Below are 20364 nucleotides of genomic sequence, written 5' to 3'. Positions count from 1 at the left end.
TCATGGAACCAGGCGCGGACGACGGCCTTTGGCCGCGCAAGGCAGCGTGATTGCCGCCTGCTCACCCGTCTGTGCGATCGTTCGTCCCCCCGTGTCAGAGAAGTTGGCGCCCGATCTGCTCCGCTTACGCACGATCAGGTCACCGCGTTCGGGGAGCGGAGACAGGCTTTGAGGTGAGAGCGTACTCAGAATCCTTCAAAAGAAGGATGAACTCATCCAGGAGAGCAGGACACGCACTCAACCCACTCTACGCGGGCTTCTTCGGCGCTGGAGGAACAAGCCGGCAAGCACCAGAAGGAATGCCGGCGTCGCGACGGAGGACGCGGCAGCCATCTGGCACCCGCCTCCTGATGAGCCGCCGCCACCACCGGAGCCGCTGCTGCCCGCGCCAGCGCCGCTACCCGAGCTGCTGCTTGCCGAGCTACTGCTTGCCGAGCTGCTGCTACCCGAGGTAGCGCCGCCACCCGAGCCGCTGCCGCCCGCACCTGCGCCGCTGCCGCCCGCACCTGCGCCGCCACCCGAGCCGCTGCCGCCCGCACCTGCGCCGCCACCCGAGCCGCTGCCGCCCGCACCTGCGCCGCCACCCGAGCCGCTGCCGCCCACACCGGCACCTCCCTCACCAATGCCGCCCGCACCGCCGCCGCCTGCACCAGCGCCGCCCTCGCCGCCCGCACCAGCGCCGCCGCCGCCGCTGCCGGAGCTGTCGAGCAGGCGCACCCGCGCGCGCCCGGCGCTGAACGGTGCCTCCGGAAGGAAACGCGTATATGCAAGGAGGGTCTTGCTGTCGCCCGCGGACGCGAGCACGGCCGGCCCCTCGACGCCTGGCTCCGTGGAGAGCGGGAAGGTCGACAGGACAGCGCCTTCCGAGCTCAGCTCGGCGCCAAAGAGATCCAGGGAGCCGTCATCGCCTGGAACAGAGCGAGACTTCCAGGCCAGGACGAAGCGCTGTCCGTCGAACGCGAGCGCCGGGCAGCCGGGGCCCGCCGCGGACCACTCGCAGTTGGGCCAGGAAGCAGCGCCGATGTCGACAGGCGCAATGGGAAAACCGTCGGGATCCAGGATAGAGCCGTCGGGGCTCACGCGCGCGCCATGGAGCCACGCGCCCTGCTCCCACACCACGAGGAAGCCGCCGCCATCGAAGCCGACGCTCAGCCCTCGCATGGCGCTCTCGGGGCTGGAGCTGCTATCGGGGTTGACGGCAACGATGAACGGCGCGGCGTCGATGGGCGCGGCCCCGCCATCGAGGCGCTGACCCCACAGCGTCGAACCGTCGTGCCACACGACGAGATAGCCCGACCCGCCGGCGACGGCGTCGACCCAAACGCGGTTGAACGAGGGGAAGCTGAGCGGCTCGGGCTGCGGGGTGACCGCGCCCGCCTGATCCACCAGCACCGCTCTCAGGAAGCCGGTGCCAAGCGATTCATCAGGCGCGACCACGAGCGTGCCCTCGCCATTCGAGGCCGCGGCCATGCCGTAGGGGATCCCCTCGAAGTAGAGGGGGAGATCGAACGGCCTCGCGTCGAGGACGACGCCGCTCGGGCTCACGCGCGCCGCGCGGAGGGCGCTGGCGTCGGGGGACCACCACACCGCGAGGAAGCTCGATCCGTCAAAGACCGCGCGCGCGATGCCGCCCGGCTCATTCGCGATCGGAATGCCGGTGGGGTCGAGCACGGCGCCCGTCGGCGTGACGCGCGCGGCGATGAGCCCGGGGTTGCCGCTGAGCTCGTCCCGATCGTCGCTCCAGAGCACGAGCAAATTCTCGCCGTCGGACGCGGCCGCGCGCACCCGCTGCTCGTCCGCGTGCCTGGAGATCGGGAATCCGGCCGGACCGTCGAGGCTCGCTCCCAGAGCGCTCAGCCGCGCGCCTGCCACGTGCGTGGTCCCCGCGCCGAGGTTCACCCAAGCGGCGAGCACGCCCGCCTCGCTCGAGGCCATCGCGATGTTCAGACCGGTGCTCAACGCCGGTGCAGGAGGCGTGATCACACCCCCCGCAGGGCTCACCCGTGCGGTCTCCGTCGGGAAGTCTGGGTCGTCCGTCGGGAAGGTGTCCCAGGCGAGCACGGTGGCGGCGCCATCGAATGCCGCGGCGAGCCGGTTGGTCGCGACGTACGGCGGCAGCGTCGCGACCGTGAGCCCACCCGGGTCGAGCACCGCGCCCGCCGGCGTCACCCGCGCAGCCTCGATCTGGGAAAGCGAGCCATCCTCCCAGCGATGCCAGGCGACCGCGTAGTTGGTGCCGTCAAAGGCAAGCGCCGCGGAGGGCAGCCAGGAGATATTGTTGAAAGGGTACGTCGGGCTGATCGCGAACCCCGCGGCGTCGAGCAGCGCGCCCTCGGGGCTGACGCGCGCGCCGCGCACCCGAGCCAGCCCCTCTCCTGGGCATTCGACCCAGGCGAGCAAGGAGCTCGCGCCGCCCGAGGCGAGATGGACATGGCCCCAGACCGTGGTTGACAGCGCGATCGTCCCCGGCGGGTCGAGCACGACGCCCGCCGTCGAGACCCGCGTCGCCTCGATCACGCCGTCGCACATCCCCGCGCCGCTGCGGCGTACCCACGCGACCAGGTGGCTCGTGCCGTCAAAGGCGATCGCTGGGCCGCCGAAGATCCTCGGCGACGAGGGCGAGAGCGCGAAGCCGCCCGGGTCGAGCACGGCGCCCGCAGCGCTGACGCGCGCGCCGCGCACCTGGGCGCCGCTGCCGTCCTCCGCCGCGCCCACGCCGACGACGAGGAAACCGTCCCCCTGGGCGGCGACAGCGGGGTATCCGGCCGCCAGGAGGGGAATGCCCAAGGGGTCCAGGACGGTGCCGTCGAGCGCGACGCGGGCGCCGTAGATCCGAGATCGCCTGTCGCGGTCGTCACGCCAGGCCACGAGGCAGACGTCGTCGCCGCACGCCACGGCGGGCTCGTTCCCCGGGCTCTTGCTCAGGATCGGATCGATCAACCCGCTCTCCGACGAGATGGGCGGGTGGAGCCCTCCGGGAGAGGGGCCGTCGAGGGTGTCTCTCGGCACCTCGAGATCCAGGTCGCCGGTCACGTCGCCAGACGGCGTGCATCCCCCCTGGAACCCGAAGAGGGTCACGAGGGAGACGGCGAGCACATGACGGTATGTTGTGGGAGAACGATTGAGCTGAACAGGGAGCTGGCAATGGAGTCTCTGCATGAAATGAGCGTCGCATCAAGGCGAGCGATTTTCTAGCGACCGCTCCAGGGCGAACGCCTTGCGGGCCAGCTCGACGGCCTCCGCCTCCGGCCCCTGGCCCGCCCCTCGGCGACCAGCTCGGGCGCCCGGCGCAGGATCACGCCGCGCGGCGGCGCGCAGATGCCGTTCACCACCGCGATCCCGAGGCCGAACGCCGCGAACTGGAGCATGAGCGTCCAGCCGTCGGCCTCGATCGGCGGGTCGACCTCGTGGCCGAGGCGCGCGATGGCGCGGCCAGTAGGGTACAGCTATACGGTAGGATGCCTTCCGCTTGGTGCTACGTCGCGGTAACCCCAGGCGTTTCAGGCGTGGAAGGACGGAGCGCGCCGCGGTGCAATTTCCCACCACGGCGCGCTTCGAGCTTCGTGAATCCCCGCCTCGAAGACCCGGAAGGCGCTCAGCAGATCATCCCCTGGCCGCGCATCTCGGCGAGATCGTCGTCGCTCGGCCGGCGGTGCCGCCCGAGGAGCAGGTCGCCGAGCCAGAGCAGGTTGTAATTGCAGTGCATGTACCGGTGGTGCAGGTAGTGGTGCCGGGAGATGAAGCGCACGTAGCGCGTGCCGAGCAGCCACCGCATCGGCCGCGACGCGCGGGCCATGGCCTCGGCCCGCGGCATGTGCAGGTACGGGTGGAGGACGAGCGACGACAGCGGGTAGATCACGAGCGGTAGCAAGGCGCCGACGACCACCGCCGCCGGGAGGAAGAGCGCGTACAGCGCGAAGAACGGCAGCACGGGGGCGGCGAACGCGAGGATCCCCAGGCCGGCCAGCGAGACGCCGTATTGCTCGCGGATCATCCGCCGGTCGCCCTGGGTCTCGACGATCCAGCGATCCAGCCGCTCCTGCTCCTCGCGGTCCCGGAACTGCCGCACGTGACTCTCACGGTAGGTCTTGCCGTGATGCACGACGGTGTGGCTCGTGTACGCGCGCAAGACAGGGCGGCCCACGCGACCGAGCCGCTTCGCCGCGCGGCGGACCGCGACGCTCGCGTGCAGCGCGTTCCGGTGGAGAAACGACTCCGCCATGGAGACGGTGAGATAACCGATCACGACGCCCGCCACGATCTGGACAGCCCCTGTAGACATTGCCACGGGATTCATGGGTTTGCTCCTTCGCGCAGACCTGCGGTCTGCAAGGGACGCTGGCGCGGCCGGCGAGCAGCGCGGCCGGGATGCCTTCGTCGATGCCGGTTCGTGCATGGCAACCCCGGTGCCAGCCCGGCTCCGGCGCGACTCCGCCCGTCCGGAGCGGCGGTTCGGCGTCCGGAGCCCTCACGCCGCGCCGCGGGGGCGCTCCTCACATGGAGGCCCGGACCTCCAGCTAGCGGCTGGCCCCTTTACCCCGGCTGGCCGCATGCGCCGCCGGCGGCGCGGCGCGTTGCTCGATCGAGCAAGCGGGTGTCCGCGCCGATTCAGCCTGGGCTCGCTGAAGCCCCGAGGGCGCGCGGCGCGCCCGCGTCGGGGCGGAGGGCGGCCCACGAGGCCCGCTGGAGACTGGCATCCTTGCTGCAATGACGCCTCTCGCCGCCGCACCCACGCCGCCCCGTGCCGGCCGTGGCCGGCTGTCGCACGGCTCGGCTCCTCGGCGAACACCCGGGGATCGGGAGCTCGTGCCGGACAGCGCGCCTCGCGGCGGAGAGGACGAGGTAGAGGACCCATGATCGAGCAGAACGCCCTTCATCGCGCATCCTTGATGCAGCGCCCCGAGCCTCTGGCCGCGCAGCAGGGTGAGCGCGCGTCTCTCGTGCGCCTCGCGCGCGGCCACGCCGCGACCATCGCGGGCTTCGTCACGAGCAGCCTCACCCCGGAGCTCACGTCCGCGGTCCCCTGGCGGTTCCGCGTCCCTGGAGGGCCGTACGGCGCGGCGACGCTGACCGGCCTGTACTTCCCGTCGCCGGGCAGCCGCGACCTTGTCGTCCTGCTGCACGGCATGGGCGGGGACGTGCGCTCGGCCTACCTGCGCGCGGCGACGGTTGCCCTGCGCGCGCAGGGGCTGTCGGTGCTGCGACTCGGCCAGCGCGGCTCGTCGTGCGACCCGGAGGATCTCCACCACGCGGGGCTCTGGGAGGACCTCGCGGCCGTGCTGAGCGGCGATCCCCTTGTTGCGCGCCACGAGCGGATCTTCGTCGTCGGCTTCTCGATGGGCGGACACGTGGCGCTCCACCTCGCCGCGGCGGGGCACCCGCGGCTCGCGGCCGTGGCCTCGATCTGCTCGCCCCTCTACCTCGATCGCGCCGTGAGCCACATGGATCGCCCCGAGAGCGTCGTGTACCGGCGCCACGTCCTCGGGGGGCTGAAGCGGATGTACCGGGAGATCGCGCGGCGGCGGCAGATGCCCGTCCCGCCGTCGGCCGTCGATCGGGCGGCGACGCTGCGCGAGTGGGACCGCCTGACGGTGGTCCGCCGCTTCGGTTTCCGCGATCCCACGGCCTATTACGAGGCCCAGGGCGCCGGGAGGATCCTTGGCTCGCTGGCCACCCCGGCGCTGCTCCTGTACTCGCGCCAGGACCCGATGGTGCCCCCGGCGACGCTCGCCGGCCTGGCAGCGCGCGGGGGGCTCTCGTCGCGCGCCCGCGTCGTCTGGATGGACGGCGGAGGCCATATCGCGCTTCCCCGCAGGCTCGATCTCGGCCTCGACCCGGCCGTGCCTCGGACCCCGTACGAGCAGATCGCCGCCTGGTTGCGGCGGCACCAGGCCCCCGGGGGCGCGTCATGAGCGCTCGAATCATCACCATGGCCATGACACGCCTCGCTTCGCTCGAGACGCAGAGGACGGAGCTCACGATGAAGACCGATGATGCGTTTCCTCGCACCGCGCCCGCAGCGACCGACACGGCCGCTCGCACGACCGCGCTCTCGGCCGACGATGCCCGGCGGCTGATGGCGGGCATCAGGGCGATCCGCGCCGGCGCCTCGGCCCGGACGGGCGCGGAGGATCTCCGCCATATCAAGCGCCTGTCGCTGCTGGGCCGCGCCTTCTCCGCCCTCGGGTACGCGACGTCCGCGCTCGGGCCCAACCCGATCTCGATGATCCTCATCGCGCTTGGCCGGTTCGCCAGGTGGGTCGTTGTCGCGCACCCGGTCCTCCACAAGGCGTATGATGGCGTCGCCGGCGGCGACCCGGCCTGGAACAGCCGCACGTTCGCGCGGGGCCGGCGCAGCCTGTGGGACTGGTTCGACTGGCTGGACGCCGACGCGTGGCAGGCGCAGCACAACGTCTCTCATCACTGCTACACCGGCGACGAGCGCGACCCCGACCGCGTCGCCGTCAACATGGCGTGGCTGAAGAGCAAGCCAAGGTTCGTCCGCGCGCTCGCGCTGTTCGTGACCGCGTGCACATGGAAGTGGCTCTACTATGGCCCGGCCACCCGGAGCGCCCTCCGCAAGCGGCGCGAGCGCGCGGCCGAGGCCTCGACGGAGGGGCGCGAGCGCGCGGCCTGGTCGCCCGGCGTGCTGCTCGACCGCGAGATGCTGCTCCGCTGGTACCTGCCGTATGCGCTCGTGCACTTCGTCCTCTTGCCGCTCGCGTTCCTGCCGCTCGGCCGCTGGGCGGCGCTCGGCGTGCTCGTCAACAGCGTCGTGGCGGAGCTCCTGTCGAACCTGCACAGCTTCGCGGTGATCGCGCCGACCCACACCGGCCTGGATATCCCCATCTTCGAGGGCGCCGCGCGCAGCCGCGAGGAGTATTACGTCCGGCAGATCGTCGGCTCGGTGAACTACGAGAGCCCCAGCAGCGCCGCCGACTTCCTGCACGGCTACATGGGGTATCAGATCGAGCATCACCTCTGGCCGGACCTGCCGCTCCGGCAATACCCCGAGGTCGCGCGGGAGGTCGAGGCGCTGTGCAGGGAGGTCGGGCTCCCGTACCGCAGGGACTCCGTCTGGAGGCGGATCGCCGAGATGGTCCGCGCGGTGATCAGCGACGAGGAGGTGCAGGCCGCGCGCGTCGCGATCTCCGGCGCCGGCGCGCGCCGCGCCGAACGGAAGGACATCGGTGGCCTTGAGCTCGCTTCCTTGCACGGATAGGCTCCGAGGCCCATCGATCGCGGGCTCGCGCGGACGTCACGGACGTCACAGACGTTACAAACGTCAGATTCAGGAACACGGAGAGAGGGAATCATGACGACGAATCAGGAACGACAGCTGGTGGTGACGTGGCAAGATCCTGCGCCGGCGGTGGAGAAGGTGAGATCGATGTCCGGCCTCGCCTACCTCACGGCCATGATGAACGGCGAGCTGCCGATGGCGCCGATCGCGAGCTTCCTCGGGCTGCGGGTCGCGGCGGTGGAGGCCGGCCGGGTCGTCATCACCGGATCTCCCGGCGAGCAGCACCAGAATCCGATCGCGATGGTCCACGGCGGCTATCTGAGCACGATGCTCGACTCCGCGATGGGCTGCGCCGTGCACGCGTCCCTGGAGGCGGGGGTCGGCTACTCGACCGTCTCGCTCCAGGTCAGCTTCGTGAAGGCCCCGCGCGCCGGCGGGCCCGAGCTCATCGCCGAGGGCCGGGTCGTCCACCTCGGCAAGCGCCACGCCACCGCCGACGGGACGCTGCGCGACGCGGACGGCACGCTCTACGCCCACGCCACCACGACGTGCCTGATCCTGCGGTGAGCGCGGGCTCGCCCGTGAGCCGGCGCCGCTACCGGAGGATCTCCTCGAGCAACGCGTTCGGCACGCCGCGGAGATCGTCGCCGAACGACCCGACACCGAGCTCGTCCTAACAGGGAGGTGCTGAGACGGGGAGATTGTTGGGATTGTACTCCCCGTCTCCCCACCTCCCTGTGAATTTCTCCGAAAAATTCGAGAGCGCCGCGGATCCCGGGCCTGGCCGTGTCAGACGCTCCTCGTCTGCGGCGTCTTCCCGGGACGCGGGACTCGGCATCTCCTCTCCATGAAGCGGAATCGCAGCGGCGCCGAGGACTCCGAGGGGATCGCAGAGGATCGCTGTGCGCTCCTTGCCCTCTGTGCTCACTGCGCCTCCCTGCCCCGGATCCCGAGCGCTCGAGCGACGGGGGCGAAAGGCATCTTTCGGAGGAGGCCCGTGGCTTGCTCTCTCCAGCGCAGGTGCGTCGATGGCACCGGGAGGGGCGCATGTGGACTTCGAAGACAGGGAGAACCAGCGGTAGGTCAACAAGGGGGAAAGGCGTCGTCCAGGGGCTCGCCGGGCTTCTCGGGATCGGCCTCTGTCTCGGCATCTCCAGCGCTTCCGCTGCTGACGCGACTCAGGCCATCTCCCCTCAGGCCCAGGCGCAGGGTCGTATCGCGCCGCCGCGGCAGACCGCGACCATCACGCAGCGCGCTCCGCAGCGGGTCGCGACCGCCACCTACGTCGCGAACCCGCGGAGGGCGCGCTGGATCATCGCGGGCGCGTCGACCCTGGGCGGCTTCTGGGTCGCGTCGGCCGTCCGCGGCGCCGCGCTCTCCCTCGCGCAGCCCGAGGTGCAGATCCGCCTGGTGCCGCAGTGCTCCCAGGGCGCCTGCTTCCTCGTCCGGCGCCACGAACGCACCTCGGCCAACCCCGCCTCGCTGCTGATCCCCCTCGCGGGTCCGTGGATCCACATCGGCACGGGGCGGCCGACGGCGGCCAGCGCGGTCGGCCTCTCCCTCCTCGGCGCCGGGCAAGCCGTCGGCCTTGGGATGCTGCTCGGTGGCATCGCCATGCCCCCGCAGGTGCGCGTGCCGCTGCAGCGCGGCCAGGTCCTCCAGGTGGGCGCGACCCCGCTCGTCACCCCCGGCGGGCTCGGGCTCTCGATCAGCGGATCGCTGTAGGCGCGCCCGTCACCGCGGGAGGCGCGAGGTTGAGGATCGCCCGCACGCGCAGCCGCTCCTCGGGCGTGAACGAGCCCTCGAGCAGCGCCTCCTCCTCGGCGCGCCGCGCGTCGGGATCGGCCACCGTCGCCTCGATGTCCGCGCGCGCGCCGGCGAACGCGTCGAGGCGCTGCTGCCAGGCCGCCCGCCGCCGGTCGAGCTCCGCGAGCCGGTCCGCGGCCTCGGGGCCCACGGTCGCGACCCGGTGCTTGCGCAGCTCCTCGTCCGACGCGCCCGCGTCCCGGAGCGCCTGCTCCTCGGCCTGCTGCGCGAGCGGGCGCGTCGCCGCCTCCCGCGCCTCGCGGACGGCCTCCGGCAGCGCCGCCTCGACCTCTGCGATCCGCGCGTCGCGCTCCTCCGGCGACAGGGCCTCGTCCGCGAGGATGCGGGACTCCTCGATCGCCGCCTCGATCTCCCGCTCCTCGTCGCCGAACAGCCGCGCCGCGGCCGCCTCGCCGAACCATGCGCGCCGGATCGCGCGCAGCGCGGCGAGGCGCGCCGCCGGATCGGCCTCCTGCTCGACGCGCGCCGCGCCGGCCGCCTCGCGGTAGCCGAGGTACCGGTCGAACAGCGCGATCGCCTGCTCCGCTCCGCGCCCCGTCGCCCGCTCCCGGATCGCCGCGACGACGCGGGCCCTGATCGCCGGCGCCGGCTCCTCGCCGGTGGCGCTCAGGAAGTAGTCGAACAGCCCGAGCAGCTCCGGGCCGACGACCAGATCGCCGCGCTCGTCGACGGTCACCGCGCCGTCGACGTCGGTGCCGCGGAGCGAGGGCGGCGCGGCGATCGCCGGCGGGCGCGGCGCTGCAGGGGGCCGCGAGACCGACAGCGCCTGCCGGACGCGCGTGGGGGCCGGCGCGACCGACAGCGCGGGCAGCGTCTCCTTCCGAGCGGGGCGCGCGGCCCCGTTCGATCGGACCGAGGGCGCCGCCGGCCGTGTCCGCTCCCCCGAGAGGAGGCGCCCCACGCCGACCGTCGCGACGAGCGCCATGGCCACGAAGAGAGCGGTCCTGCCACGACGCGCCACGAAGAGCCCTCCAGGAGGTCAGAGGCCGACGGCCTTCAGCCGGCTCGCGTGCGACCGGAACACGGACTTCGGGTTCGGGCCAGACAGGTTGATAAACCCGAAGATCTGATTGACCTCGTCGAGGTGGTTCATCGCATAATCGTCGCGGACCACCTCCCCGAAATGGGAGCTGCACCTGCCCACCATCCCGTCGTTCGACTCCGAATACAGCGTGGAGATGAGCTTGAGCGTCAGGTCCGTCGGATCGATGAGGCTCGTGACGACCGCTGTCCCCGACCACGAGAAGAAGCGCACGCCGCCCTCCTCGGCGGGGCCCTGCCCGCACCGGCCGTCGGGCAGCCCGGCCGGGTAACGCGCGTTGAACTCGCGCATCCCGGCGGCGGACAGCGATCTGACGGCGGCGATCGCGTCCTGAGGCGCCGTGTGCCCGCTGAGCAGGCTGAGCACCGCGCCGAGGCCGCTCGCGAGGAACGAGAGCGCCCCCTCCGCGAGCCCGCCCTCCCGCAGGTTCTCCTGGAGGAAACTGGCGAGCTCGGCCCCCTGATGCGGAGACCCGATGGTGGTCACCGACGCAATGAGATCCGGCCGCACCGCGGCGACATACCGGGCGTCGAGCCCGCCATGGCTGTGCCCGACCAGGTTGACCTTCCCGCTCCCGGTGCGCGCGACGATATCCTCGACCTGCGCGAGCAGCGCCTCCCCCCGCGCCTCGGTGCTGTCGAACTGGGGCACCTCGGCGGCATACACCTCCGCTCCGCCGGAGCGCAGCGCCGACGCGATCCCACCGAAGTAGTCGATCACCCCGAACATCGCCTTGAAGCCGGCCATCCCGTGACAGAGCACGATCGGATACCGCGTCTGCGTATAGCTCTTCATCGCCAGCGCGCCCTCGCCGACCTCGGCGCGCTCCACGTCCGCCGGCTCGTCCATCGACGCGACGCATCCTTGCGAGAGCAGCACCACGACAGCTCCCGCCGTGCACCGCAATGCGTCAATCCACGTCCGGCGCCCGGCCCATCGTTTTCTCTCGACTCTCTGATTTCGAGCGGGTGTGACGGCGGTGGGTCGTGCAGCGCGCATGCTGGAGGAATGAGCTCGTCTGATCACCTGTCACCTCTGATAGAGTATTTTTTTAATTCGAATCAAGCAGAACTCACAGGCTCTCAGCGCGACAAGCACCTCGCGTATCCTGGACAATCGGAAGGCCGGTGTCCTCCCCTTCACGGGTCACGTCGGTCCAGGCGGCGCGACAGGGCATCAGCGCGGGAGCGCAGAGCCGCCCATGTCGCGGCGAAGGCCGGGGGCACGCGGACGGGCGAGGCGGAGGGCGCGAGCCCTCGGGGCGGCTAGGTCGTCGTGGCGCCGCGGACGATGCGCGCGTTCTCGGGCACCGCCGTCAGGAACCGCTCGCGCCGCCGCGGGTCCGCGATCCGCCGCGCCCGCGCGAGCAGGAGCTCCCTGGCCTCCGAGAGCACCGCGGACGCCTCGCCGTGGGCGCCGGACGCCGCGAGCGCCTCGGCGTAGGCGAGCCGCACGAGCGACTCGCCTTCTTCCAGGGATCCGAGCGCCGCGAGCTCGCCGAACGCCGCCCGCGCCGCGCCGAGCGCCGCCGCGACCTCGCCCGCGGCGAGCAGCGCCCGCGCGCGCACCGCCACGGCGGCCGCGCGCAGCCGGGGGGCCACGTGCAGCGCCGCCTCGGCCGCGCGCGCCTCCCGCTCGGCGGTCGCGGCGTCGCCGGAGAGGAGCGCGATCTTCGCGAGGTAGGTCCGCGCCACGCCCTCCATGCGGAGGTCGCCCCGCTGCTGGAACGCCTCCACCGCGCGCCGCTCGACGAGCTGCGCCTCGTCGAGCTTGCCGAGCAGCCCGAGCGCGTGGCCGAGGTTGTGCAGCGCGACCGTCTCGAGCTCGCGCAGCCCCATCCGATCGGCGGCCTCCAGGGCGGCGCGCAGGACGGACTCGGCCGCCCCGAGCTCGCCGAGCTCGGCGTAGATGAAGCCGAGGTTCGCGCCGATCACGCACGCGCTGCGCCTGTCCCCGGCCTGCTCGAAGGCCGCGAGCGCCGCCTCCAGGCCCTCGAGGCACGCCTCGGGATCGCCGCCGGCCGAGGCGCGGATCGCGCGGAGCTGCTGCGCCATCGCGACGAGCTCGGCGTCCGGCGGCGGATGCGCGCGGAGATCCTCGTCGATGCGCGCGAGCAGCGCGTCGGCCTCGGCGTAGCGGCCGCCGAAGACGAGCTGCGCGCCGCACTCGCAGAAGCACGCGATCCGGGCGCGGCGCAGCGCGGCCGCGCCGGAGGACAGCGCCGCGGAGGCGGCGGATGCCGGCGCCGCGGACGCGAACGTGGGAGGCGCCGAGGACGCGAAGGAGGGCGGCGCCGCGGACATCCGCTCGGCGACGGCGGCCCACCGCGCGACGCGGTCGACCGCGCCGAGCTTCCCGGCCGCGGCGGCGATCTGGGTGACCGCCCGGAACCACCCGGCGCAGCCGGCGGGGAGCAGCTCGGCCGCGGACGCGCCCAGCTCCTCGGCCGCCGCGAGGTCCCCCGTCCAGACGTTGACCTCGGCCGCGACCAGCCGGAGCGCGCCGAGATCCTCGCCCTCGGCGCCGCAGGCCTCGCCGCACGCGGCGCGCTCGATCGCGGCGCGCAGGTCGTTCGCCTCGAGCGACTGCTCGGCCGCGCGGCGGTACCAGCGCACCGCGCGGCCGGGCTCTCCGCCGCGGCGGAAGTGCTCGGCCACGCCCCGCGGATCGGCGGAGGCGCTCCGCTCGAGCCACGCGCCCGCGAGCCGGTGGCCGAGGGCGCGGTCGCGCTCGGTCAGCATGGCGTACGCCGCCTCGCGGACGAGCGTGTGGCGGAAGACGTAGTCGGCGGCGTCGGCGAGGCCCGCCGACGCCGAGGCCGGCGCGACGAGCTCGCGGTCGGCGAGCGCCGTCAGCCAGGCCTCCACGTCGGCGAGGCGCTCCTCGCCGCCGAGCAGCGCCGCGACGCCGCGCTTCGAGAAGCGATCGCCGAAGATGCTGGCCGCCCGGAGCACGCGCTTGCCCTCGTTGCCCTCGGCGTCGAGCCGCGCCTCCACCGTGCCGAGCACCGAGTCGGGCAGGAGCTCCTCCTTGCCGCCCGCGACCGCGCGGATGAGCTCTTCCAGGTAGAACGGGTTGCCGCCGGCGCGCTCGACGAGGCGCGCGACAACGCCCTCGGGCACGGGCTCGCCGAGCGCGGCGCGCACGAGCTCCGCGCTCGCGCGGCGCGGCAGCGGGCCGAGCTTGATCGTCTGCACCTCGCGCTCGGCCCACAGGCTCGGGAACAGCCGGTGGACGTCCGGGCGCGCGAGCGCGAGCAGGATGAGCGGGAGCTCGCGGAGGTTCCGCAGCGTCGCGTCGAGCAGGCGCACGGTGGCGGCGTCGCCCCAGTGGAGGTCCTCGAGCGCGAGGAGCACGGGGCGCGCGGCGCACTCGGCGGCGAGCCAGTCCTCCCAGGCGGCCCCAACGCCGTCGCTCATGCCGGTGGCGCTCTGGCGCGCCGCCCGCACCATGCGGGCGTGCTCCGGCGACGGCGCGCCGCTGATCTCGCCGAGGAACGCCGCCGCGCGATCGAGCGCCGGGCCGCCCAGGTGACGCCCGAGCCGCTGCTTCAGCTTGCGCTGCCGCGCCCACGCCGGGTCGCGCGCGCGGAGGCCGGCGGCCCGGCAGAGCACGTCCGCGATCATGCCGAAGGGCGAGCCGGGAGAGCCCGAGTCGGCGCGGCCCCAGAGGATCTCGATCGGCTCGTCCCGCTGCCGCAGGGCGGCGAAGAGCTCCAGGCGGAGTCGGGACTTGCCGGCGCCGGGCGGCCCGAGGACGAGCACCGCGCTCGCGAGCGACTCGGAGATGCAGCCGGAGAGCACGCCGTGGAGCATCGAGAGCTCGCGGGCGCGGCCGACGCACGGGGTGCGCTTCCCGAGCAAGGCGGGGGCGATCTCGTCCACGGCGCGCTCGCCGTAAAGGAAGAGCGGCCCGCCCGGCGCCGAGGGTGCGGCGTGCGCGACGATGAAGCGCGGGCCGAGCATGTCGGCGGTCGCGCCGTCGATGCGCACCGCGCGCACCTCGCGCTCATCGAGCGCCGCGCGGAGCTCGGCGAGGCCGCGGTCGATCACGTCGCCCTCGGCGAGGCCCGCGGAGAAGACGCCCCGCCCCGTGATGACGCAGAGCGGTGCGGCCGGGAGCTCGGTGCGGAGGGCGAGCGCGCACTGGGCGGCGCGCTCGGCGCGATCCACGGCGCTGCCAGGGCCGGACATCATGACGATCTCCACGCCCGGGACGAGCTGCGTGAGCCTGCCGCCGTGGAGCTCGACGAGCGAGCGGATCTCCGCGGCCCGGGCGCTCGACGTGGACGGCTGTAGCCTGCTCGATCCGGGCGGCAGCTGCGACCTGCGCGAGGCGGGCGGCTGCGACTTGCGCGAGGCGGGCGGCGGCTCGCCAGGGGCCTCCTGGGCCTGCGGGGCGGGCTGCGGCGCCCGGGCTGCGCCGTGGCCGGGCTCGCCGAGGAGGACGAGGCTCACGACGCGCTGCTCGCCCAGCGTGAGCGCGGCGCGGTCGCGCGGGCCGAGGCCGTGGGCCGGCGCGTCGGGCGTCGCGCCGCCCGCGAGCGTCGGCGCGTCGGGCGGCGCGATCCACCCGCCCCGCATGGCGGCGATCCGGTCGAGCTCGGCCGCGACCTCGGCGCCGTCGCGCGGGCGATCGCCGGGCTGCCTGGAGAGCATGCGCGCGACCAGCTCGTCGAGCGGCGCCGGCGCGTCCGCGCGCACGTCGCGGAGGCGGGGCGGGCTCATCAGCAGCACCCTGCTGAGCGCGGCCATGGGGCTCGCGCTCGCGAAGGCGGGCTGGCCGGCGAGGCACTCGAAGAGGACGCACCCGAGGGAGAACACGTCGCTGCGCGGGTCGGGCACGCTGTGCGCCTCGACCTGCTCCGGGGCCATGTACCCCGGCGTGCCGAGGACGCCTCCGGTGACGGTGACGCGCCCCGCGTCGCTGCTGGGCCGCGCGATGCCGAAGTCGACGAGCTTGACCCGCCCGGCGTCCCCGCCCGGGAGGAAGAGGTTGCTCGGCTTGATGTCGCGGTGGACGATGCCGCGCGCGTGCGCGAACGCGAGGGCGTCGGCGGCCCGGCGCACGAGCAAGAGCCCCTCGCTCGCCGGCAGGACGCCGCGCGCGAGGCGCGCGGCGAGGTCCTCGCCGTCGAGCCACTCCATGGCGAGGTAGCGATCGCCTTCCGGGGTGCTGCCGTGCGCGACGTAGCGCACGATGCCCGGGTGGACGAGCGCGGCGAGGAGGGCGGCCTCCCGCTCGAATCGCTCGATCTGGATCTCGTTCCTCAGCCGGACGATCTTGAGGGCGACCGCCGCGCCGCCGAGGCGGTCGTACGCCTTGTAGACGGTGCCCATCCCTCCGGAGGCGGCCTCGCCCTCGACGACGAAGCGCCCCGCGATGATCTCCGCGTGGCCCACGTCAGCGCAGGAACACGGTGACCGAGCCGGGGTTCGGCGTCTTCTCGACGATGAGCTTGCCCGAGCTGTTGCGGACCTTGCCGCGGCAGTTCGGGAAGCTTCCGTCGCTGTTCGGCTCGTCGCAGAGGCTATCGCACGAGCCGGCGACCTTGATCGCGCACGTCTCGAGCGAGGGCCCGCAGGCGCGCGCGAGCGACGAAGCCTCGGGGGGGAGGCACGCGTTGTAGCGAGGCAGCGGCGCGAAGATGTCGCCGTAGTAAGTGGCCTCGCGCCTCGGATAGGCCGCGCGCTCGACCTTGTCGGCCTGGAGCTCCTCGCGATCTCCGCGGACGGAGATGTTCACCTTGTGCCCGAGGTAATTGACGCGGGCGAGGACGCAGCCGCTGACCCAGGACCGGCACGCTTCGTCGCAGGCGCCGCCCTCCTCGCCCCAGCTCGCCGCGAGGCCGAGCTCCCCTGGAAAGGAGAACTCGTCGCCGTCCACGGCGACGGTGAAGCCTTCACCCGCGGGCAGCGCGCAGCCCGCGACGTACTTCAGCAGGGTGCGCGCGGCCGGGTCGCGGAGCGCGTCGGCCGTGCGCGGGTTGCCCGAGAGCGCCTCGGCCCTGAGCGCGTTCGACGTGAGCGCCTTCGACGTGAGCGCGTTCGACGTGAGCGCGTTCGACGTGAGCGCGTTCGACGTGAGCGCGTTCGCCGTCCGGGCGGCGTTGGAAGCTGCGTCCCCGGCGTCCTCGGCCGGAGCGTCTGGATCGAGCTCCACCGCGCACGCGCTCGCGAAGAGCGCCGCGATGGCCAGGAGGAGTGCAGCTAGCTTCGGCGAATGCTCCATGGATAACGCCCCCCTGGGATGCCCATGAGCGCATGGCCCACGAGCTCCCGAAACGACCGGCGCCGAGGCGCGGGCCAAGGGGTACGCGCATCGAACACCGGTGCGTGATCTTGTTCAGATGCACGAGCCGCGAAGAAGCCCACGAGTCGGAGCGGCCGATGGGGCCATCTCCGCTTCAGAGACAAATGGAAAGATGTCACTGATACCCCGCCGGGCAAAGACCGACGCGCACGCAATGATCTCTTTTTTTGTGTCGCGGTGCGATCGCTCTGTCGACGCTGTCGGCGCGAGACTCCTGCTCTGTCCAAGGCATCATGGACAGCGATGCTGGCACCGGGGACGGAGGAGCGATGGGGTGCCGTCGAAGTGCGATGGTGGCGACAGGATGGCCTGTCGCTGACAGCCAAACTCCTCGCCGGGAGGCGCCCGGAAAGGCGCTCGGCGGGCTCGATCCATCCGAGCGGACGACGGCCTGGGCCTGCGCCTCCCGGGCCCCGCCGCCGACTCCCTGAGCTCCCCCGGCGTGCCCGCTGGCCGCCGCGGCGGCCGGGGGCGCCGAGGTCGGCCGAGCCGGCCGGTGCGATGCGCCCCTCGGCCGTCCGCAGCGGTCGCGCGACGGAGGGCGTCGGCGGGGGCGTTGGGTGGGGGCGTTGCGGAAGGACGGCGGCTGGACGGCGGCTGGACGGGCTGCTCGGCGCGGTGCGTCGGCGCCCTTGACGTCGCTGCGTGTTGATCATTACATGCCCGGACCATGAAGGGCCATGCGCGCAATCTGATGACCGAGCGCGTTATCGCTTTGGAGCAGGGCACGCCGGTCGCCGACATGTTGCAGCTGTTCGCCAACCATCACCTGAGCGGCGCGCCGGTCATCGATGGGGGGCACCACATCGTCGGGTTCGTCAGCGAGACGGATCTCCTGGGCGTGCTCCTGCGCAAGGAGTACGCGGGCATGACGGCTGCGGACGTGATGAGCACCCCGCCCATCTGCGTGGACGAGTTCATGACCACGGACGAGGTGATGACCCTGCTGCGCGCGAACCGGATCCACCATCTGCCGGTGGTGCGCGAGGGGCGCCTCGTCGGGATCATCACCCCGCAGGACATCCTGCGTTATTTCGTGGAATGCGTGATGCCGGTCCCGCCGAGCACCGCCTGAGGCCGCGCGCCTGCCGGCGCGAGGCGTCGGTCAAGCAGAGGACGCCTCCCCGCCGGGCGCTCGACGCTGGCGCGGGCGGTGGATCAATGTAGACGAGACGTCACGAACCACTCCGGGGAGATGTATCCGTCGGGGCTCGAGATGGGGATCGTGCATGTCCCGTCGAGCGCGGTGTAGGACTCGATCCGCGTCTCCGTGTCGAGGTACCCGATCGCTGACGCGGTGTTGCACTCGTCGTACCCTGGCGGCGCGCCGCCACCGTCGTCGAAGCGCGCGCACTCGGCGTGGGAGAGCACCGCGTAGTGCAGGTGCGAATTGCCCGCATTGCAGGGGAAGCTGTCCTCTGCCGGGCACTCCGTCCACTTGTTCTCGCAATAGAGGTTGTGTTGCCTCGGGATGTCGTCCCAATAGGCGATCTTCCCGAGCGGCGTGTCGGTGCCGATGTCCTGTCCCACGAGGGTCATCGCCAGCTCATCCACGTCGAGGTGCCCGTAGAAGGAGCAGAACCGCTTCTCCTCGCCGTTCTCCTTGAAGCGGTGCTCGACGAGCGCGATGCCGAGGTACTGCGAGCAGTTGATGCCCGCCCGGAGGAGCTTGCCAGGGGCGATCGGGAAGACGTAGGTGCCCTCCGTCCTGCCGCTCGCCTTGCCGATGTCCTCGCCGAGGTGCCGGCCCTCATTCCAGTCCGGCTTGTGGCCTATGTTCTGGATCATCTTGTGGTCGGGGAACGGGAACTGGAGGTTCCCCGTGGGCGCGATGCACGCGTCGTTCACTCGCTCGTTGACCCTGCACCCCAGCGGGCAGTAGGTCGCGTGATCGAAGCGGTAGACCCGCGTCCTCTCTCGCCTGTTCTGGCCGTCGCCTTCGCGCCCCTCGCACGGCACCCAGCGCGTCGTCGCGCCGTCCTCGCGCTCGCAGTACGCCTTGCAGGTGTAGAGCATCCACGGGTCGCCCGCGGCGTGCAGGCCGGGGTTGTGGCCGCAGTAGGCAGGGTCGTTCAGGAGGACGTCATCGCTGTTGTTGCACAGGATCGCGTCCGCGTCAGCGGTGATGTCGCTGCACGTGTTGCCGAAGAACTCCGTGATCGATCTGCAGAAAGAGCTCTGGACCCCGTACGGATCCGGGCCGCAGATCCCGCACGCGGTGCCGCACGAGATCCCCGTGGCATGCCAGCCGTCGGGGCGGTAGAGCTGCCGATCGCGGCACTCGAACACCTGCCCGCCGCGGCCGCAGACGCTCGCGCCCCGCCGCCGCGACGACGGAGGGACCTCGTTCCCCTGGTAATCGAGGATGGCGTCGCAGCGCGACGAGGGGCTCGGCTCGGGCGCCGGATCCGGGATCCCGAACGGCTCCTGAGGATCCACGGAGGAATCGCACACGTCGTGATGCCCCTTGGCGTCGCGCGGAAGGCACGCCTCAGAGCACTCCTGGTACGGTACGGGGCGGCCCACGACGGAGCTCGTGGACTGCGCGGGTGGCGGGCAGTACGTCCAGTCGTCGTAGGCGCACTGGTACAAGGTCCCGACGCGGCCGGTGACCCCGTGTTGCCCGCAGAACAGGTGGCGGCAGACGCGGTTGCCGTCCGGCCCAGCCCTCGTGTACGCCGCTTCGGCGACCGTGGGGCACGCCTCGTCGCAGCGGTCCCAGTCGCGGATCACCTTCGCGCCCTGCTCGGCCTGCGCGCCTTCGGCCTCGTGGTAGCGCATGCCCGGCAGCTCCCGCACGGTCTTGCACTCCCCGGTGCCGCCGAGCGCGGAGCATTCCCGGTAAGGCACCGGGCGGGCGCCCGGCCCGGGGCAGGCGAAGAGCTGCGTCGCCTTCCCCTTGATCTTGATCAACGGCTCGCCAAAGCTCCGCGCCAGGTCGTTGTTCCAGGGGCTGCGAAAGACCTGATCGCCGCAGAAGGTCTGGCCTTGCTCGACCGACTTCCATTTCCCGTCCTTGTCCTGGAACTGCTCCGGACAGCGGCCGAACTCCGCGCCCTCCTCCTCCGGCTTGCCCGGCTCGCACGGGCGATTGAGGTCGAGCCACCCCTCTTCTCCGCAGATCCATTCGCTGCGGTTGCCGTGGCCAAGGCCGCAGATCGTCTCGCCGCACGCGGTCGTGGTGACCTCGTTGTCGAAGCTGTCCTGCACGCCGCGGCAGGCGTTGCAGGTGCCCGCGCGCTGCGTGCACGAGAGCCCCAGGCTCTGCCACCCGTCCGCGGTGCACACCATCTTCACCCCGTCGCTGCCAGCGCCGGTCGGGAAACACACGCGCTGGCCGCAGGTGCGCGGGATGCGCTCGCCGCCGGCGACGGGCGGTACCTCGCACGGGCACTCGCTCGTCGCGGCGTCGGTGCACGCCCCGCGGCGGCAGCCCCCCTCGCAGATCGTCCACTCGAGCGGGATCTGCCCCGCGCCCGCGCACTGGTACAGGGCCGCGGGCTCGCCGTTCACGACGTCCGCGCCGCAGAAGGTCCCTGCATCACGACAGGAGAGATCACCGCACCTGTTCCCCGGGAAGCTGCGCCAGTTGTCGTTCGCGCCGAGGTCGACGCAGTGATAGGCGATGAGGTCGCGCCCGCACACGAAGCTGTCACACCGGGTGTCCTCGATCGGGATCGCCTCGCCGTTGTAATAGAAGCCGCCGCTGCACGCGCACGCGTCGTCGTTCGCCTGCGCGCCCAGGGGCGGCGCCGTGACGGCGGGAGGGGGCGGTTCCTGGCCGCAGCCCATGCCGGCCACCACCCCGGCGGCGAGCAGCACGGCGAGCGTCCCGAGGAGGCGCACCGCCGGCGCACGTCGGAGGTGGCTCGAGACAGGGCTTCGGTGCGACGGACTGCCCTCGACGCGATCATGCATGCGCTGCATCTCCCGGCTGCTC

General features: G+C 72.6%; 13 protein-coding genes. 5 read left to right on the top strand and 8 right to left on the bottom strand.

The genetic code is table 11. The features are described 5' to 3' along the window. Positions 1-237: 237 nt before the first annotated feature. From WMF46_RS19055 to WMF46_RS19045, 3 genes are all read right to left on the bottom strand, one after another. Positions 238-3096, bottom strand: a complete 2859-nt coding sequence (locus WMF46_RS19055) for a hypothetical protein (RefSeq protein ID WP_437986909.1) — start codon at positions 3094-3096, stop codon at positions 238-240. Positions 3097-3191: 95 nt separating this feature from the next. Next, a complete protein-coding gene (locus WMF46_RS19050; RefSeq protein WP_437986908.1) occupies positions 3192-3368 on the bottom strand; it encodes a hypothetical protein in 177 nt (58 codons plus the stop codon). A gap of 227 nt (positions 3369-3595) precedes the next feature. Continuing rightward, on the bottom strand, positions 3596-4297 hold the full coding sequence (locus WMF46_RS19045) for a hypothetical protein (protein WP_437986907.1): 702 nt from the start codon (positions 4295-4297) through the stop codon (positions 3596-3598). Positions 4298-4853: 556 nt separating this feature from the next. Here WMF46_RS19045 and WMF46_RS19040 point away from each other — a divergent pair. The 4 genes from WMF46_RS19040 (at position 4854) to WMF46_RS19025 (ending at position 8968) form a co-directional block, all read left to right on the top strand. Beyond that, positions 4854-5912: an alpha/beta fold hydrolase gene (locus tag WMF46_RS19040; RefSeq protein ID WP_437986906.1), complete on the top strand. Its 1059-nt coding sequence runs from the start codon at positions 4854-4856 to the stop codon at positions 5910-5912. Positions 5913-5935: 23 nt separating this feature from the next. Then, positions 5936-7222: a fatty acid desaturase family protein gene (locus WMF46_RS19035; protein ID WP_437986905.1), complete on the top strand. Its 1287-nt coding sequence runs from the start codon at positions 5936-5938 to the stop codon at positions 7220-7222. Positions 7223-7315: 93 nt separating this feature from the next. Beyond that, positions 7316-7810, top strand: a complete 495-nt coding sequence (locus WMF46_RS19030; protein ID WP_437553700.1) for a PaaI family thioesterase — start codon at positions 7316-7318, stop codon at positions 7808-7810. A gap of 480 nt (positions 7811-8290) precedes the next feature. Further along, entirely contained in the window at positions 8291-8968 is a 678-nt protein-coding gene (locus WMF46_RS19025; protein WP_437986904.1) for a hypothetical protein, read from the top strand. Here WMF46_RS19025 and WMF46_RS19020 read toward each other — a convergent pair. From WMF46_RS19020 to WMF46_RS19005, 4 genes are all read right to left on the bottom strand, one after another. After that, entirely contained in the window at positions 8952-10031 is a 1080-nt protein-coding gene (locus WMF46_RS19020) for a lipase secretion chaperone (RefSeq protein ID WP_437986903.1), read from the bottom strand. The genes WMF46_RS19025 and WMF46_RS19020 overlap by 17 nt on opposite strands. Before the next feature lie 18 nt (positions 10032-10049). Next, a complete protein-coding gene (locus tag WMF46_RS19015) occupies positions 10050-10961 on the bottom strand; it encodes an esterase/lipase family protein (RefSeq protein WP_437986902.1) in 912 nt (303 codons plus the stop codon). A gap of 416 nt (positions 10962-11377) precedes the next feature. Beyond that, positions 11378-15514: a serine/threonine-protein kinase gene (locus WMF46_RS19010; RefSeq protein ID WP_437986901.1), complete on the bottom strand. Its 4137-nt coding sequence runs from the start codon at positions 15512-15514 to the stop codon at positions 11378-11380. Position 15515: 1 nt separating this feature from the next. Further along, positions 15516-16343 (bottom strand): hypothetical protein, encoded by an 828-nt coding sequence (locus WMF46_RS19005; RefSeq protein ID WP_437986900.1) that lies wholly within the window; start codon positions 16341-16343, stop codon positions 15516-15518. A gap of 775 nt (positions 16344-17118) precedes the next feature. Between WMF46_RS19005 and WMF46_RS19000 the strand changes: the two genes are divergently transcribed. Continuing rightward, positions 17119-17499, top strand: a complete 381-nt coding sequence (locus tag WMF46_RS19000; RefSeq protein ID WP_437986899.1) for a CBS domain-containing protein — start codon at positions 17119-17121, stop codon at positions 17497-17499. 83 nt (positions 17500-17582) lie between these two features. Here the strand turns inward: WMF46_RS19000 and WMF46_RS18995 are convergent, their stop codons facing one another. Then, a complete protein-coding gene (locus tag WMF46_RS18995) occupies positions 17583-20351 on the bottom strand; it encodes a hypothetical protein (protein ID WP_437986898.1) in 2769 nt (922 codons plus the stop codon). Positions 20352-20364: the final 13 nt, after the last annotated feature.

The organism is Sorangium sp. So ce117 (assembly GCF_051524395.1).
Taxonomy (GTDB): domain Bacteria; phylum Myxococcota_A; class Polyangia; order Polyangiales; family Polyangiaceae; genus Sorangium; species Sorangium cellulosum_B.
The sequence above is the reverse complement of the archived record's forward strand: the minus strand, read 5'-3'. Positions and strand labels throughout refer to the sequence as shown.